Annotated in this window: 16 protein-coding genes; 4 read left to right on the top strand and 12 right to left on the bottom strand. The window is 59.1% G+C overall.

What is annotated here, in order from left to right; all coding sequences use genetic code 11:
• Nucleotides 1–60: 60 nt before the first annotated feature.
• The 3 genes from AC1MDT_RS22950 to AC1MDT_RS22940 form a co-directional block, all read right to left on the bottom strand.
• A complete protein-coding gene (locus tag AC1MDT_RS22950) occupies nt 61–1020 on the bottom strand; it encodes a sigma 54-interacting transcriptional regulator (protein ID WP_480419077.1) in 960 nt (319 codons plus the stop codon).
• 58 nt (nt 1021–1078) lie between these two features.
• Nucleotides 1079–1660, bottom strand: a complete 582-nt coding sequence (locus AC1MDT_RS22945; protein WP_480419076.1) for an alpha/beta hydrolase — start codon at nt 1658–1660, stop codon at nt 1079–1081.
• 457 nt (nt 1661–2117) lie between these two features.
• Nucleotides 2118–3191, bottom strand: a complete 1074-nt coding sequence (locus tag AC1MDT_RS22940) for a fatty acid desaturase (protein ID WP_480419075.1) — start codon at nt 3189–3191, stop codon at nt 2118–2120.
• Nucleotides 3192–3291: 100 nt separating this feature from the next.
• Between AC1MDT_RS22940 and AC1MDT_RS22935 the strand changes: the two genes are divergently transcribed.
• The gene (locus AC1MDT_RS22935; protein ID WP_414909079.1) at nt 3292–4296 is read left to right on the top strand and encodes an AraC family transcriptional regulator; all 1005 of its coding nucleotides are present in this window, start codon (nt 3292–3294) and stop codon (nt 4294–4296) included.
• A gap of 153 nt (nt 4297–4449) precedes the next feature.
• On the opposite strand, the gene AC1MDT_RS22930 is transcribed toward AC1MDT_RS22935, so the two are convergent.
• Nucleotides 4450–4815: a response regulator gene (locus AC1MDT_RS22930; RefSeq protein ID WP_480419074.1), complete on the bottom strand. Its 366-nt coding sequence runs from the start codon at nt 4813–4815 to the stop codon at nt 4450–4452.
• 273 nt (nt 4816–5088) lie between these two features.
• Nucleotides 5089–5775, bottom strand: a complete 687-nt coding sequence (locus AC1MDT_RS22925) for a Crp/Fnr family transcriptional regulator (RefSeq protein ID WP_480419073.1) — start codon at nt 5773–5775, stop codon at nt 5089–5091.
• An 84-nt stretch (nt 5776–5859) separates the two neighbouring features.
• Between AC1MDT_RS22925 and AC1MDT_RS22920 the strand changes: the two genes are divergently transcribed.
• A complete protein-coding gene (locus AC1MDT_RS22920; RefSeq protein WP_480419072.1) occupies nt 5860–6378 on the top strand; it encodes an Mpo1 family 2-hydroxy fatty acid dioxygenase in 519 nt (172 codons plus the stop codon).
• Nucleotides 6379–6491: 113 nt separating this feature from the next.
• Here the strand turns inward: AC1MDT_RS22920 and AC1MDT_RS22915 are convergent, their stop codons facing one another.
• The 6 genes from AC1MDT_RS22915 to dibA form a co-directional block, all read right to left on the bottom strand.
• The gene (locus tag AC1MDT_RS22915; protein WP_480419071.1) at nt 6492–7481 is read right to left on the bottom strand and encodes a sulfate/molybdate ABC transporter ATP-binding protein; all 990 of its coding nucleotides are present in this window, start codon (nt 7479–7481) and stop codon (nt 6492–6494) included.
• 3 nt (nt 7482–7484) lie between these two features.
• Nucleotides 7485–8357 carry a sulfate ABC transporter permease subunit CysW gene (cysW, locus tag AC1MDT_RS22910; protein ID WP_480419070.1) on the bottom strand — a complete coding sequence of 291 codons (873 nt, stop codon included), beginning with the start codon at nt 8355–8357 and terminating at the stop codon, nt 7485–7487.
• 13 nt (nt 8358–8370) lie between these two features.
• A complete protein-coding gene (cysT, locus tag AC1MDT_RS22905) occupies nt 8371–9189 on the bottom strand; it encodes a sulfate ABC transporter permease subunit CysT (RefSeq protein WP_201115439.1) in 819 nt (272 codons plus the stop codon).
• A 170-nt stretch (nt 9190–9359) separates the two neighbouring features.
• On the bottom strand, nt 9360–10373 hold the full coding sequence (locus AC1MDT_RS22900) for a sulfate ABC transporter substrate-binding protein (protein ID WP_480419069.1): 1014 nt from the start codon (nt 10371–10373) through the stop codon (nt 9360–9362).
• Nucleotides 10374–10445: 72 nt separating this feature from the next.
• Entirely contained in the window at nt 10446–10628 is a 183-nt protein-coding gene (oscA, locus tag AC1MDT_RS22895; RefSeq protein WP_480419068.1) for a sulfur starvation response protein OscA, read from the bottom strand.
• A gap of 256 nt (nt 10629–10884) precedes the next feature.
• Nucleotides 10885–12804, bottom strand: a complete 1920-nt coding sequence (gene dibA / locus AC1MDT_RS22890) for a phosphodiesterase DibA (protein WP_480419067.1) — start codon at nt 12802–12804, stop codon at nt 10885–10887.
• A gap of 146 nt (nt 12805–12950) precedes the next feature.
• Here dibA and desA point away from each other — a divergent pair, with 146 nt between their 5' ends.
• Together desA and AC1MDT_RS22880 are read left to right on the top strand one after the other, a co-directional pair.
• The gene (gene desA / locus AC1MDT_RS22885; RefSeq protein ID WP_480419066.1) at nt 12951–14135 is read left to right on the top strand and encodes a delta-9 fatty acid desaturase DesA; all 1185 of its coding nucleotides are present in this window, start codon (nt 12951–12953) and stop codon (nt 14133–14135) included.
• Between the two features lie 194 nt (nt 14136–14329).
• Nucleotides 14330–15319 (top strand): GGDEF domain-containing protein, encoded by a 990-nt coding sequence (locus AC1MDT_RS22880; RefSeq protein WP_480419064.1) that lies wholly within the window; start codon nt 14330–14332, stop codon nt 15317–15319.
• A gap of 67 nt (nt 15320–15386) precedes the next feature.
• Here the strand turns inward: AC1MDT_RS22880 and AC1MDT_RS22875 are convergent, their stop codons facing one another.
• On the bottom strand, nt 15387–16601 hold the full coding sequence (locus AC1MDT_RS22875; protein ID WP_480419063.1) for an HDOD domain-containing protein: 1215 nt from the start codon (nt 16599–16601) through the stop codon (nt 15387–15389).
• Between the last annotated feature and the right edge of the window lie 8 nt (nt 16602–16609).

The following is a 16609-nucleotide window of genomic DNA, read 5'->3' as shown; positions in this document are numbered from 1 at the left end:
ACAACGCCAACCCTGTAGGAGCGAGCTTGCTCGCGAGGAGCGTAAGAACAACGCGTACATTCAGAAAGCCGCGTCATCGTTGACGTCCATCGCGAGCAAGCTCGCTCCTACAAGTAGTTGTTTCAGTGCTGCTTGCTCGGCGGCAGAGCCTTTGCTGAGGATGTGCTTGAGTTGCTGCTCGATCTGGCCCAGCGATACAGGCGCCTCAGTCAGATTCAAATGCTCCGGCAGAATCTCGTCGCCGGTACTCACCAACAAGGCAAAGTGAATGACGTTTTCCAACTCCCGGGTGTTGCCCGGCCAACGGTGTCGCTCCAGCACAACCTGCGCCGCCTCGCTGATCAGCGGCACCGGAAGGTCCAGGCGCTGGCTATAGATGCCGAGGAAATATTCGGACAGCGACAGAATATCGCCCACCCGTTCACGCAAGGCCGGCAATTCGAGTTGGCCTTCACTGAGGTAGTGGTAAAGCCGCTCATGGAATTTGCCGGCGGCCACCGCTTGGGCAAGGTCGATGCTGGTCGCGGCCACCAGGCGCACGTCTACCGGGCTCGGCTGGTGCGCCCCGACGCGAGTGACTTCATGGTTTTCCAGGGCAGCGAGTAATTTGATCTGGATGGGCAAAGGCAAGTCGCCGATCTCGTCCAGATAGAGCGTGCCGCCATTGGCCGAGCCGAACCAGCCGGCACGGCTGCTGGCCGAACCGCTATAACTGCCGGCGGCATAACCGAACAATTCGGCATCGGCGTAAGTCGGGCTGATGGCCCCGCAGTTGACCGAGACGAACAACCCGCCGCGATCACTGGCGCGGTGGATGTGGCGCGCCAGCAACTCCTTGCCGCTGCCGGTTTCACCGCGAATCAATACCGAGATCGCGCGCGGGGCCAATTGCTCCAGCTCCTGGCGCAACTGCCGAGAGCGCGGATCGACGAACACCAGCGCCTTGGCGCGGATGCTCAGGGGACTTTTTTCTGCGTCGGGAAAGGTCAGCAATGGCTGACCGAAGGCTTCAAAACTCATGGCAAACTCCCGCCCAAAACCGCCGGGAGACGGGTGGGCGTTTAAAAAAAGATAAGGTTCAAGCGCGACGCAGGGCGTGATGTTCCATGCGGTTTTGCAGGCGATAGAGGTAGGCAAAACCCTGCTCCCAACGCTGGTGACCGGACTTCACGTTGATGTGTCCGGCCCCCGACAAAATCCCCGCTTCGGCGCCCCAGTTGCGTGCCAGTTCCAATGCCCGCGGTGCGCTTACGGCGCTGTCGTTATCTGAGCTGACCACCTGACTCGGGAACGGCAACAGGTTCGTCGGAATCGGTGCGAAGTTACGCAGGGCTGGCGCGCAGGCCGCACGTTCGACGTCCGCCGGTGCGACCAGCAATGCACCGCGAACCTGACGCAAAAACTGCACAGGCGCGGTGGCGGCCCAGTGGGCGACGGTGATGCAACCCAGGCTGTGGGCAATCAGGATCACCGGCGTGCTGTCGACGGCAATCGCCTCGGCCAGCGCCGCGACCCAGTCTTCCCGGCGAGGGGTCAGCCAATCGGCCTGCTCCACCCGTGCGCTGTTCGGCAGGCTGTTCTGCCAGTGGCTTTGCCAATGATCGTCTGGCGATCCTTGCCAGCCCGGCACAATCAGGTAGCGAATTGATTCGTTGCGCATGGGGGAACTCTCCTGCTGCGTGTCTGTTCCCGAGCAAGTATAGGGAGGAGAGTTATATTCGTTAAGGAATAAGAAGCTATTTGTTAAGACTGATATCGAATATAAAAGATCCCCCTGTGGGAGCGAGCCTGCTCGCGATGGTGTGTCAGCTACATGGGGGTCGGCTGTCACAGCCTCGCGAGCAGGCTCGCTCCCACAAGGGGTTTGGTGTTTCTCCAGACAAAAAAAAGGGACCGCACCCTGCCAAGGAGACGGCCCCGGAAACTCAAAAATTGTTAGCGCTGATCAACATCGCTGGATGTAATGATTGGCTGAAACACTTATCCGTTAAAGGAATATTTAATTACTTTAATAGACGATAAACGCATATATCCATCAGCTGCACAATAAACGCCTTGGTCATACCTTATCGGCCGTTTGGGTCAGATTTATGACGGCTGAGTGTGCGGTGCACTTGTCACGCCTGAGTCGCTTGAACCCCCCGGACCTCTGTTTCCTCCTTGTGCACAAACCGGTTCGCCCGGCCAAAGGTGCCGAAGTCGTTGAACCGCACACCCATTTCGCGCATCACCTTATGCGCCACGGGCACGGTCATCTGGCGGATATAAAACGGTTCCTTCACCACAAAGTGATGAATCCCGTGGCTGCTGCCGAAGTTGAAGCAGAACGCCTGCAACGGCCACATCCACCAAGGGTTCAACACTTGGGTTTGCTGGATCACATTGCCCGGCTCAACGTCACCGTAGTAGTGCATATTGGAGCTGACGAAGTGTAGGCAGAAAGTACGCAACACGTTCGGTCCGATGATCACCACCGCCGCGAGATCGATCACCTGCATTACCGACAAGGTGGTTGCCGACCATTCAATCGGTGCACCCAGCAGATGAGCAATGCCATTGGCCGCGTGAAAACCGAGAAACACGTACCACGCGCCCCAATGCAGCAGCGCCAGTGGCGCGTAGACCTTCAGGGTACGCTTGAGGATGTTGATTTTTTGCGTCCAGGTTTCGGCCCGCAGCAGGCGGATGAACGCTGACATCACGTTATCGCCGACCATCAACAGCCGTGCGAAACCCCAGGGTTCGCCGTTGGTGATGGCGCGTTCTTCCATGTCGGTTTCGGTGCCGGAAACCTTGTGATGATTGAGGTGCAGATGGCGACGGATCCACGGATTGATCGTGCTTGGCCGCGCCAGCCAGACCAGCCCCATCATCAGGTTGTGCGGCACACGTTGTTTGCGAAAGTACATGCTGTGGATCAGGTCGTGCTCCAGTTCGTGAGTCAACGACGCGAAAAATGCGTTCAGTAACAGGCACACCCACCAGGCCATGTGTCCCGTCATGTACAGCACTGCCGAACCGACCATTGCGGCCAACACAAAGGCCAGAATGCCCACACCCAAGGCGTCCTGATGGTTGAGAATCGGGTAGCGCTGACGCAGTTCGATGCCCTTGGCCAATACCACTTCGCGAATATGCGCTGATCGCTGAGCTGCATTCAGTCGCTGGGGACTTGCAGAAGTACCGTGCATGCTTCCATCCTCTGGTTATTGATGTTCGCATCCTGCCCTGAGAACCTTCCCGGGACGGTAGCCGTGAACGCCAACCTGTTGACCGGAAGCGCCAATCAGCATGACTGAACCGACCTCCCTCGCCAGCTGGACCCGCGCCCTGCGCAAGCAACTTGATGCGCTGGGCCTCGACAGCACCGCCCTGTGTCACCAGGCGGGGCTTGATCCGAAATTGATGGACGACCCGAACGCCCGTTACCCGTTGTCCGCCACCACGCGCTTGTGGGAAATCGCCGTGCAGGTCAGCGGCGACCCGGCGATTGGCTTGCGCGTTTCGCGCTTCGTCAGCCCCACCACTTTTCATGCGCTCGGTTATGCACTGGTGGCCAGCGGTAGTCTGCGGGAAGTGTTCGAACGCATCGTGCGCTATCACCAGGTGGTCAGTGATGCCCTGGAGCTTGAATTAAGCCGCACCGAGGACCGCTATCGCTTTCGCCTGAAAATCCCGCCCGGCAATCCGGCGCCGGCCTTCGAAGCCATCGATGCCTTTACGGCGATTTATGTGCGCACCTGCCGCAATCGGCTGGGCCGTGAGTACGCTCCGCTGGCGGTGTACCTGCGCCGTCCGGAACCGGCAGACCCGCATCAATGGCACAAAGTCTTCCGCTCGCCGGTGTACTTTTGCGCCGACGAAGACCGACTGGAATTTTCTCTGGAGGATTTCGACAGTCACCTGGATGACGCCAACCCGGAACTGGCCGAGCACAACGAAACCGTGCTCAACCGCACCCTCGCGCAACTCAAGCCCCTGACCTGGGAACGCAAAGTGCGCGACGCCATTGAAGAGCAATTACCGGAAGGCGAGCCCAGCGCCGAACACATCGCCCAGACCCTGCACCTGAGCTTGCGCAGTCTGCAGCGGCATTTGGCGGACGAAGGTTGTCGGTTCGACACGCTGCTTAATGAAAGTCGTGAAAACCTGGCGCTGCTGCACTTGCGCGATCCGCAATGCTCGTTGAGCGAGATCAGTTACCTGCTGGGGTTTGCCGATACGAGCAGCTTCAGCCGCGCGTTCAAGCGCTGGACCGGGATAACACCGGGGCAGTTTCGGGATGGGTTGCGATGAAGATCCGGAAGGTGGGTTAAATTTTCCGGCCTCATCGCGAGCAAGCTCGCTCCCACAGTGGAGCTGTGTAAACCACAGCCTTGTGTTCAACTGAAAACCCTGTGGGAGCGAGCTTGCTCGCGATGAGGCCAGACCAGACACCACAGAAACGCCTCAGCGCCCCCGATCCCGCCGCAACAACTTGCGCACCCGCGCCACCAATTCGCTCACGGTAAACGGCTTGAGCAGGTAATCATCCTCATGCAACTCCAGCCCGCGCAGGCGATCTTCGATCCCATCCCTGGTGGTTAGGAGCAGCACCGGCGTTTCGCCGAGCTTGCGGATCTGTTGCAGCAATTGCCAGCCGTTTAGCCCCGGCAACATGACGTCGAGGATGATCAGCTCGTAATCGCCCGTTTCGATAAAGCGGCGGCCGTCCATTCCGTTGAGCGCCACATCCACCGAGTAACTCGCCTCGTTCAGGCCGTTGGCCAGAAGTTTGGCGGTCTCCGGCTCGTCTTCCACTAACAGCACACGCATGGCACACCTCGATTGTCGTTGTCACAGGCTAGGCGTCTTCGCCAAGAAAGCCCACTAATACCGACTAATGCCGGTCAGTTAAGCCATACCGAGATCCGTGTAGCAGCTGGCGACGCCCGCGTCCGGCGGTGTGTAGGAGCGAGCTTGCTCGCGATGGTCGTTCAGCCACAGAAAATGTGTCGGATGTTCCATCTTCGCGAGCAAGCTCGCTCCTACACACCGCCGGACGCAGGCTTCGCCAGCTGCTACATGGATTGCGTGAAGCTGAAATGTTTAAACCATTGCCAACGCCCGCAGCCGAGCGGCATCCAGAATTTCGATCTCGCCATAGCTGAGGTCGAGAATCCCCTGCCCCTGCAAATCCTTGAGAATCTGGTTGGTGGTCTGGCGCGACAGCGACACCATTGAAGCGAGCTGCTCCTGCGGCAGTTGCAGCACACGTCGCGGCGGGGCGATTTCGCCGTAACCCTCGGCGATCATCAGCAAGCGATGCGCCAATCTGGCCGGGGCCGGCATCAGGCTCAATTGCTCGAGGTTGATGAAGGTCATGCGCAGTTTTTGGCTCATCAACAATGCCAACTGCCGCCAGTGCACCGGTTGTTCGTCGAGCAGCGCCAGCAGTGCGTTTTGCGGGATGTGCAGCAGGGTGCACGGGCCCACGCCGAACGCATCGTGGGTACGCATCTGACCGTCGAACAGACAGATTTCACCAAACCAGTGCGGTGGTTCCACCAGACTCAGCAGCGCCTCTTTGCCTTGTTCACTGACCGCGCCGATACGCACAGCGCCTTCGAGCACCGCATACAAACCGCAGGGTGGGTCGCCGCGCTTGAATAGCCGCTGCCCCGGCGCCAAGCGCCGCACCTTGGCGATGGCCAGCAAACTATCCTGTAAGGAAACCGGTAAATGGCTGAACCATTGTCCCGTCATCAGACGCGAACGCCAAACCTGCATGTCCATGAAAACTCCTGGAGATTGTCGCCTGGCTGACAGAGCGAGCCGTGAACCCGGAGCATGATCACTCACCCTACAGGAGGAATAACAATGAAAAGCCTCGTTGACCATCTCAGTCAATACGCCGCGTATCACCGTGACCCGCGCAACATCGCCAGCCACTTCATTGGGATTCCGCTGATTGTGGTCGCCGTCGCGGTGTTGCTGTCACGCCCGGGATGGGCTGGGGGCTGGCTTTCACCGGCGATGCTGGCCGCGCTGGCGTCGGCGTGGTTTTATTTGCGCCTGGAGTGGCGGTTGGGTGTGCTGATGACCGTGTTGCTGGGGCTTTCTGTGTGGCTGGGTCATGTGTTGGCGGCGCAAGGCACGCTGGTGTGGCTGGCAAGCGGTATCGCAATGTTTGTGGTGGGCTGGGCAATCCAGTTTGTCGGGCATCACTATGAAGGGCGCAAACCGGCGTTTGTCGATGATGTGACGGGGTTGATTGTCGGGCCCTTGTTTGTGGTGGCCGAGTTGGCGTTTTTGCTGGGGTTGCGGCATGACCTTAAAGAGCAGATCGAGGCGCGGGCGGGTGGGGTGCGGGTTAATCCGAATCGCGCCGCTGCGTAAGACGCCATCGCGAGCAAGCTCGCTCCCACATTGGATTTATGGTGTACATAGAACCCTGTGGGAGCGAGCTTGCTCGCGATGCTTTTGCTTTTGCTTTTGCTTTTGCTTTTGCTTTAGAGGTTGGCGAGTTTCTGCCAGACCTTCGGTTTGAAGAACAGCGTCTCGCCTTTCGCCAACCCGATCAGACTGTCGTGGTCCTTCACCACTTCAGCTTCGATCAGCTCGCTCTGGCCTTCGACCTTCAATGTCACCCGCGTCGTCGCGCCCAATGGACGGATATCCCGCACTTCGGCCGCGTGGTGATCTTCCAGTTCATGCCGCGACAACGACACTTCGTGCGGGCGGAACAGCACATGATTGTCCTCACCCAGATGCAGCCGATTGGAGTCACCCAGGAAGTGATAGACGAAATCGCTGGCCGGGTATTCGTAGACGTCGCCCGGTGAGCCGATCTGCTCGATGACGCCTTTGTTCATCACCACAATCCGGTCGGCCACTTCCATCGCCTCTTCCTGGTCGTGGGTGACGAATACCGAGGTCAGGTTGATGTCTTCGTGCAGCCGCGCCAGCCAGCGACGCAGCTCTTTACGCACCTTGGCGTCGAGGGCGCCAAAGGGTTCGTCGAGCAGCAGCACCTTCGGTTCCACTGCCAGGGCGCGGGCCAATGCGATGCGCTGCCGCTGACCACCCGAAAGCTGCTCGGGATAGCGATCCGACAGCCAATCCAGTTGCACCATGTTCAGCAGTTCGTGGACTTTGACCGCGATCTGGCTTTCGGATGGGCGCTGGTTTTTCGGCTTCATGCGCAGGCCGAAGGCGACGTTATCGAATACCGTCATGTGGCGGAACAGGGCGTAATGCTGGAACACAAAACCAACGTTGCGATCACGCACGTCGTGACCGGAAACGTCTTCACCGTGGAACACGATGCTGCCCTGATCCGGGGTTTCGAGGCCGGCGATGATCCGCAACAGCGTGGTTTTGCCGCAACCCGACGGGCCGAGCAGCGCCACCAGCTCACCGCTTTGAATATTCAGGCTGATGTTGTTCAGCGCCTTGAACGCATTGAAATTCTTGCTGACGTTACGCACTTCGATCGACATGAATTATTCCTCCGCGGCGCTGGCGCGCAGGCGGTTAATACGATTTTCGCTCCACTGCTTAAGCAGCAGGATGAAGAGCGCCATGATCAGCAACAGGCTCGCTACCGCGAACGCGGCCACGTGGTTGTATTCGTTGTAGAGGATCTCGACGTGCAGCGGCAGGGTGTTGGTCACCCCGCGAATGTGCCCGGAAACCACCGACACCGCACCGAATTCACCCATGGCCCGCGCCGTACACAGCACCACGCCGTAGATCAGGCCCCATTTGATATTGGGAACGGTGACGTGCCAGAACATCTGCCAGCCATTGGCGCCCAGCAACCGCGCGGCTTCTTCTTCCTGAGTGCCCTGCTCTTGCATCAGCGGGATCAGTTCGCGCGCCACGAACGGCACGGTGACAAAAATCGTCGCCAGCACGATGCCCGGCAAGGCGAAGATGATCTGGATGTCGTGGTCCTGTAACCACGGCCCGAACAGGCCTTGGGCGCCGAACATCAACACATAGACCAGACCGGCGATTACCGGAGATACGGAGAACGGCAAGTCGATCAGCGTGACCAACATACTTTTGCCACGGAACGAGTACTTGCTCACACACCACGCGGCGCTGACACCGAACACCACGTTCAGCGGCACCGAAATCAGCACGGCAATCACCGTGAGTTTCAGCGCGGACAGCGCGTCCGGTTCGAAGATCGCGGTGAAGAACGCGCCGAGCCCCAGCTTCAGGCCTTGGGACACCACGATGAACAGTGGCAGCAACAAAAACAGCGCAAAGATCAGCCAGCCGAGGCCGATCAGGATTCGCCGCGAAGTAGCGCTGCCACGGCGGGCAGCGTTGGCCGAGGAGGCCGCTGCAATAGACGATTGGGACATGTTTTGCGCCTCCTTATGGGGTTTCGATGCGCCGCTGCAGCAAGTTGATCAGCAGCAACAGGACGAAGGAAACCACCAGCATCAGTACACCAATGGAGGTCGCGCCGGTGTAATCGTATTGGTCGAGTTTGACCATGATCAGCAGCGGCAAAATCTCGGTTTTCATCGGCATGTTACCGGCGATGAAAATTACCGAACCGTACTCGCCGACCCCGCGGGCAAAGGCCAACGCGAACCCCGTCAACCAGGCGGGCAGCAGTGCAGGCACCAGAATGTAACGGAAAACCTGCAACGGTTTGGCACCGAGGCAAGCCGCCGCTTCTTCGACTTCACGCGGGATATCGGCCAATACTGGCTGTACTGTACGTACCACGAATGGAAGCGTTACAAACGTCAGCGCCAGCGTGATGCCGAGGGGGGTGTAGGCGATCTTGAAGCCCAGGTCCGCCGCGAACTGACCCACCAGGCCGGTCGGGGTGTACAACGCGGTGAGCGCGATACCGGCCACGGCCGTGGGCAATGCGAACGGCAGGTCGATCATCGCATCGATGATCTTGCGACCCGGGAAGGTATAGCGCACCAGCACCCAGGCCAGCAGCGTGCCGATGATGCCGTTGATGATCGCCGCGTACAGCGCGGTGCCGAAACTCAGCTTCAACGCCGCCAGCACCCGTGGCGCCGTGACGATCGCCCAGAACTGATCCCAGGTGAGTTGGGCGGCATGCACGAACATCGCCGCCAGTGGAATGAGCACAATCAGGCTGAGGTACACCAAGGTGTAGCCCAGCGTCAGCCCGAAGCCGGGTATGACGGGGGAGATACGACGCGACATAAAAGTCCTTGGTTAAAAAGCATTCCGCTAAACGCATCAATGTGGGAGCGAGCCTGCTCGCGAAGAGGGGGTATCAGTCAACATCCCTGTCGCCTGAGATACCGCCTTCGCGAGCAGGCTCGCTCCCACATGTTATGTGCCCAAGCATCAGGCTCGATGTGTGGCTCGGGTTACTGCGCCGAGTAGATCTGGTCGAACACACCACCGTCATTGAAGAATTTCGGTTGCGCGGTTTTCCAGCCGCCGAAATCCTTGTCGATGGTCACCAGATCCAGTGTCGGGAACTGCTTGGCGTACTTGGCCGCCACTTCCTTGTCACGTGGACGATAGAAGTTTTTCGCCGCGATTTCCTGACCGGCCGGGCTGTACAGGTGCTTGAGGTACGCTTCGGCGATCTGCTCATTGCCCTTTTTCTCGGCGTTCTTGTCGACCAAAGCCACTGGCGGTTCGGCAAGGATCGACAGCGAAGGCACGACGATTTCGAACTTGTCAGCACCGCCCTCTTCTTTCAGCGCCAGGAAGGCTTCGTTTTCCCAGGCCAGCAACACGTCACCCTGACCGTTGTTGACGAAGGTAATGGTCGAACCGCGAGCACCGGTGTCCAGCACTGGCACGTGCTTGAACAGGGTTTGCACGTACTCCTTGGCCTTGGCTTCATTGCCGCCGTTGGCTTTCAGGCCATAAGCCCAAGCCGCGAGAAAGTTCCAGCGGGCGCCGCCGGAGGTTTTCGGATTGGGAGTGATGACCGACACGTCATTCTTGACCAGGTCGCCCCAGTCCTTGATGCCTTTAGGGTTGCCCTTGCGCACCAGGAACACGATGGTCGAGGTGTAAGGCGTGCTCGCATCCGGCAAACGCGCCTGCCAGTCAGCCGGCAGGGTTTTGCCGAGCTTGGCGATTTCGTCGATGTCACCGGCCAGCGCCAGGGTCACCACGTCAGCTCGCAGACCATCGATTACTGCCCGGCCTTGCTTGCCCGAACCGCCGTGGGATTGCTGGATTTTCACGTTGTCGCCCGCGTGGTCTTTCTTCCAGAAATTGACGAACTCGGCGTTGTAATCCTGGTACAGCTCTCGCGTTGGGTCGTACGACACGTTGAGCAGTTCGTAATCCTTGGCAACCGCGGAACCCGCAAAAAGAGCGCTGGCCAGGGCGGCCAAAGCGAAATGACGAATCGACGACATGGTGAAAGCTCCTGGAATTCTTGATTTTCTTATGGATGTGCTGGAATCGATTGCCGGGCACGACTGCTCGCTTCAGCTCGGTTTGTTGGCCGGGCTCTGCAAGCGGAATTTTTCTTTGCGTTCGATCTGGACCACCTGGGCGTTGTGCACGGTGATTTCCACTGCGCCAAACCGCAGGTCGCGCAATGCGCTCTGGATCTCACGCAAGATGGTTGCTTCGTCCTGGCCGTCAACGCTACGTAGGGATGCGCTCATGGTGCTGCTCCTTCAACTGAGAGGTTGCCTGGGCAGTGGCGGCACTGCTTACGGCGTGAGACCAATAGTAGATAGGCGCAGTTATTCTTAAAAATACTATTTAAGAATGTTTATATAACCATAATGTATTAATTGGCGGAGCAAGGGTTTACGGGCGCTACTTCTTTCAGAAGTACGAAAACCCTGTGGGAGCGAGCTTGCTCGCTCCCACAGGGTTTGTGCATCGCATGGGCGCCAGAACAAGCGCAACCTGTGCTTATCCGATCACGGGCGCATGCGCCCAATCCAGCTGCTCAGCCATTACCGGCCGGCCGAACCAATATCCCTGCCCCAAATCGCAGCCCTGTTCGAGCAGGAAACCCGCCTGCTCGACTTGCTCGATTCCCTCGGCATGCACCTGCATGCCCATGCTCTGGGCCAACGCAATGATCACCCGCACGATCGCCGCGTCATCGTCATCCCACGGCAACCCGGCCACAAAGCCCTGATCAATCTTGAGCTTCTGCACGGGTAAACGCTTGAGCCGCAGCAATGAGGAATAACCGGTGCCGAAATCATCGATGGCCAACCGCACGCCCAATTCGCGCAATCGATGCATCTGTTCCAGCGCCACTTCAGGGTCATCCATCACCGCGCTTTCGGTGACTTCCAGCTCCAGATACGCCGGATCCAGCCCGGTTTCACGCAGCACCTGCGCCACCTGCTGATACAGCTCACGGCGGGCGAACAAACGCGATGACACATTCACGGCGACAAACGACAACACCACCCCGGCCTGCTGCCACTGGCACATCTGCTGACACGCCTGCTGCATGACCCAGGCATCGATTTCGGCAATCAGCCCGGTACGCTCGGCGATGGGGATGAATTCTGCCGGAGACACCAGGCCACGCTGTGGATGCTCCCAGCGCACAAGCGCCTCGACGCCAATCAGGCGACTTGTCTTGAGGTCGTGGACCGGCTGGTAATGAACCCGCAACTCTTGCTGGTCCAGCGCACGGCGCAATTCGAATGCCGTCTCAACCCGTTGCTGGGCATGGGCTGTCAGTTCTTCGGTGTACAGGGCGTAACCATTGCGCCCCGTGCTCTTGGCCTTGAACAGCGCGGCATCAGCGTTACGCAAGAGTTGTTCAGCGCTCAAGGCATCGCCTGGGAACAGGCTGATGCCGATGCTGGCATTGATGAACAGCTGATGCCCGTCGATTGGGAACGCCTCTTTGAGGCCATCGATGATCCGCTGTGCCAACGCGGCGGCATGCACCAGCTGCGGACAGCTTTCAGCCAGCACGGCGAACTCATCACCGCCCAGCCGCGCCAGGGTGATGCCCGGCCCGAACAGCGCTTTCAAGCGCTCCGCGACGGCTTTTAGCAGTTGATCGCCAATAGCATGCCCAAGGCTGTCGTTGATCATCTTGAAGTGATCCAGATCGATCATCAGCAGCGCGCAGCCGCGCTTGTGGACCTGAGCGGACGCCATGGCTTGCTCGGCGCGATCGGTGAACAACAAGCGGTTGGGCAGGTCCGTCAGCGGATCGTGGTGAGCCAGGTGCGTCAGTTGGTGTTCGGAGTTCTTGATCGCGCTGATGTCGGAAAACACGGCCACGTAATGGCTACGTCGCCCATGGTCATCAAGAATGATGCGGATGGTTTGCCATTGCGGGTAGATTTCGCCGCTTTTGCGACGGTTCCAGATTTCCCCGCTCCACTCGCCGGTGCTGTCGAGTGTCGCGAACATCGCCTGGTAAAAACTCAGCGGATGACGACCGGACTTAAACAGGCTGGGCCGCTGACCCAGCACTTCCTCACGTTGATAACCGGTGATCTCCATAAAGGCGCGATTCACATGAACGATCAGGCCATTGCTGCCGGTCACCAGCACCCCTTCACGGGTGCAATCGAACACCGCGGCCGCCTGTCGCAAACGCTCCCGGTCTTCATGGCGCTCACGCAATCGGGCACAGCCCCCCAGGCAACGGAACAATCGCGCCCGGGCGAGGAAGATCAACCCAGCGCTCAGCGCCACCCAGACGTAACCGTTGATCAGTTGCCAACGCAGTCGCTCATCGAAGCTATCGAAGAAACTGTTCAATAAGTAGCCACTGAACGCCAGCCAGGCGACGGAAAGAAGCAGGTAAAGCAGCGCTGCACGCATGGCATCGCGATAGGTAGCAGACATTCGGTCGTCCATGTCCCTGCAAAAAGATGGAATTATAGTTTAAAGAAACATCCAGCCACTCTTATCTGAAAGGGCGACTGGTTTTATCTGTGGGCTTAGTGATAATGCAACGGCTGTTTTTTTCTTTATCGAGGGCCCTATAGCCTATGTGGTACGAAGGTTTTCTTGGCTTGTCGCCCTGGTCACTGGTGGCAGTCACCCTGCTGATGACCCATGTAACGATTATCGGCGTCACGGTTTATCTGCACCGTTATTCAGCCCATCGCTCCCTGGAGCTGAATGCCGGCCTGAAACATTTCTTTAGATTCTGGCTGTGGCTGACCACGGCGCAGAACACCCGTGAGTGGACCGCTATCCACCGCAAGCATCACGCCAAGTGCGAAACCGTCGATGACCCGCACAGCCCGGTCATCAAGGGCTTGGCCACCGTCTTGCGCAAAGGCGCCGAGCTGTACCGCGCCGAAGCGGAGAACCCGGAGACCCTGCGTATCTACGGCAAGAACTGCCCCGAAGACTGGATCGAACGCAACCTCTACAGCCGTTTCCCGCTGCTGGGCGTGGCGATCATGGGCGTCATCGACCTGCTGCTGTTCGGCACCATCGGCATCACCATCTGGGCTATCCAGATGATGTGGATCCCGGTATGGGCCGCCGGCGTGGTGAATGGCCTGGGCCATGCCATCGGCTACCGCAATTTCGAATGCCGCGATGCGGCGACCAATCTGGTGCCCTGGGGCATCCTGATCGGCGGCGAAGAGCTGCATAATAACCATCACACCTACCCTAATTCGGCAAAACTGTCGGTGAAGAAGTGGGAGTTCGACCTGGGCTGGGCCTGGATCCAGGTCTTCAGTTTCTTCCGTCTGGCCAAGGTTCAGCGGGTCGCGCCCATTGCCCACCGGGTTGAAGGTAAAGGCAATCTGGACATGGACACCGCCATGGCCATCCTCAACAACCGCTTCCAGATCATGGCCCAGTACCGCAAATTGGTCATCGCGCCGCTGGTCAAGCAAGAGCTGGAAAAGGTCGATCACTCGGTCCGTCACCAGTTTCACCGGGCCAAACGCCTGCTGTCCCGAGAAACCAGCCTGCTGGATGACAAACACCACGCGCGCATCCAAAGCATGCTCGAGCACAGCCAGGCACTGAAGGTAATTTACGAGAAACGCCTGGCCTTGCAGCAGATCTGGGTCAAAACCAGTACAAATGGTCACGACATGTTGGCCGCCATCAAGGATTGGGTACACGAAGCCGAGGCCAGCGGGATTCAATCCTTGCGCGATTTCGCCGATCAGTTGAAAACCTACTCCCTGCGCCCTGCCGCTGTCTGACCCTGTTGTTATCCTGACGACGCGTTTTAACTGATAAAACGCGTCGTCCATACCGCCCGGCGGGTGCTAGCTCCCTCACCACGAAAGGCGGGAACTTAGCACCAAATCCCCTATCTCAAAGACACTTCGCCACTCCGGCGGGCTTTGCTGTGGCCGCTGTCGAACACGCGGCACGCCCTTTGAGATTTGTGCCGATGGTCAATAAAAACCTGAAAGACTCATCCCTTCCACAGTGGCCCGAGGCCGCGCAAACCCTGATGGCACTGATGCATGCCCAAGGCGAGGTCGCGCGCCTGACCGAACGCGAACAGCTGTTCAGCTCCCTGCTGGTGAGCGTCAACGCCGTACTTTGGGCATTCAACTGGGAAACCCGTCAGGTGCTGTATGTCAGCCCCGCCTATGAGCGGATTTTCGGCCGCTCCGCCGGCCTGTTACTGTCCGACTACAACCACTGGCGCGACAGCATTTACCCCGACGATCTGGAGTACGCCGAGCGCAGCCTGGCCGAAGTGCTGGACAAGGGCGCCGTTGAAGACCGCGAGTACCGCATCATCGCGGCCGATGGCCAGATACGCTGGCTCAGCGACAAATGCTTCATCAATCGTCAGGCCGAGCCCGGCCAGCCGGTGATTATCGTCGGCCTTGCCGAAGACATCACCGACAAGAAGCAGATGGAAGCCGAGCTACAACGCTTGGCCACCACTGACGCGCTGACTGAGAGCAGCAATCGCCGACACTTTTTCGAATGCGCCCATCACGAGTTCGAACAGGCACGACAGAACGGCACGCCCCTGGCGTTCCTGCTGCTGGACATCGATGACTTCAAAGTGATCAACGATTCCTACGGCCATCAGGAAGGCGACGCCGTGCTGCAACGCATCGCCGAGAGCGGTCGTGCAGCCTTACGTCGGGGTGATGTGTTCGGGCGGGTCGGCGGTGAGGAGTTCGCCGCCGTCTTCCCAGGATGCGCTCCGGACATGGCCATGCAAGTGGCCGAGCGCCTGCAACGGGAGATTCAGCGATTGAGCTTCAGCCATGACGACCAGACCTTCGGCATCACCGTCAGCCAGGGCCTGACCAGTCTCACGGCCGAAGACGAAAGCGTCGACAACCTCTTCGCCCGTGCGGATGCCGCGATGTATGAAGCCAAGCGCCAGGGCAAGAACCGCATCATCACCGGCTAATGCACTCAACGCAGAACCCTCTGTAGGAGCGAGCAAGCTCGCTCCTACAAAAGGTTCTGCGCCAGGTTTATTTTTTGCGCAGACGCATCAACTCCGGCAAACCAATCTTGAGCAGCCGAGCCGTCCGGCTCTTCGCCAAAGCCTCAACGCCCTCATGCTCGGTCAGCAGCGCCAATTGCGCGGCCATGTTCATCACCAATGCTTCGCGGGAGTAAACCCCGCCACCGAGCTGGTAGGCAGCGGCAATCAGTTCTCGCAGCTCCAGCGGCAAGCGCCAGCGTGTCCGCAGCGCTGAACCATAGGCCGCGCTGAATTCGGCCAGCGCATCGCCCACCTCCTCCCACTCATCCAGCTCACCACCGGCCTGCTTCCACTCCTGCAAACAACGCAGCAACGTCAGGTCGCCGAGGCGGTGTAACAGGCCCGCGCAATAGCAGCGCTCCTGATCCAGATCCAGCAAGCGTGCCAGCGTCCGCGCGTATTCGGCGGTGTGCAGCGACAGGTTCCAGTAGCGCTCGGCATAGTCCGCCAGAAACGGATCGCTGAGCCGGGCGCTGCGCTTGAGGGACAGCCCCAGAATCAGGTTCATACTTTGCCCGGAGCCGAGGCGGTGCAGCGCCTGGGACAGGGTTTGCACGCCAGCGCCATGATGCTGGGCCGCACTGTTGGCAGCGGCGATCAGCACGGCGGTGACCTGCGGATCGATGCGGATTTCGTCTTCCAGCACCTTCAAATCGAGGCCGTTGGGGTTGAGACTGCGTTTGACCGCCAGTTGCACGTCCGTCATCAGCGATGCACCGTCCGCCAGTTCACGACGGTGCTCCAGGTACACCGACAACGTCATGCCCGGCGCCAGCGGCGGCGCCTCGCAAGACACCGCTTCACCGGCGTCCAACAGCAACTCCTGCAGGCGATGAGTCAGGCTTTCCATGTTCAGGGGTTTGGTCAGGTACGCGCTGGGCGCCAGTGGCAAGGCTTCGCGCACGCTGACGCTATCGTTGCGGCTGCTCATCAGAATGAATGGCAGCGGCGGATTGCGTTTGCGCTGACGAACACTACGCAACACATTCAACCCATCGACGCCGGGTAACTCCCAGTCGGCGATCACCAAATCGTAGGGGTTCGCTGCCAGCAATTCCAATGCCTGCTGGCCATCGGCACACAAATCCAGCCGTGCGTCGCAACGCACACTCAACAGCACCTGCTTGAGCAAATCACGGGACCATGGGTCAGCCTCGGCAATCAGCACACGCGGAACAGCAGGTAACACGACAGCAATCATTTACAACT

The organism is Pseudomonas sp. ASL7 (assembly GCF_056680375.1).
The sequence above is the reverse complement of the archived record's forward strand: the minus strand, read 5'-3'. Positions and strand labels throughout refer to the sequence as shown.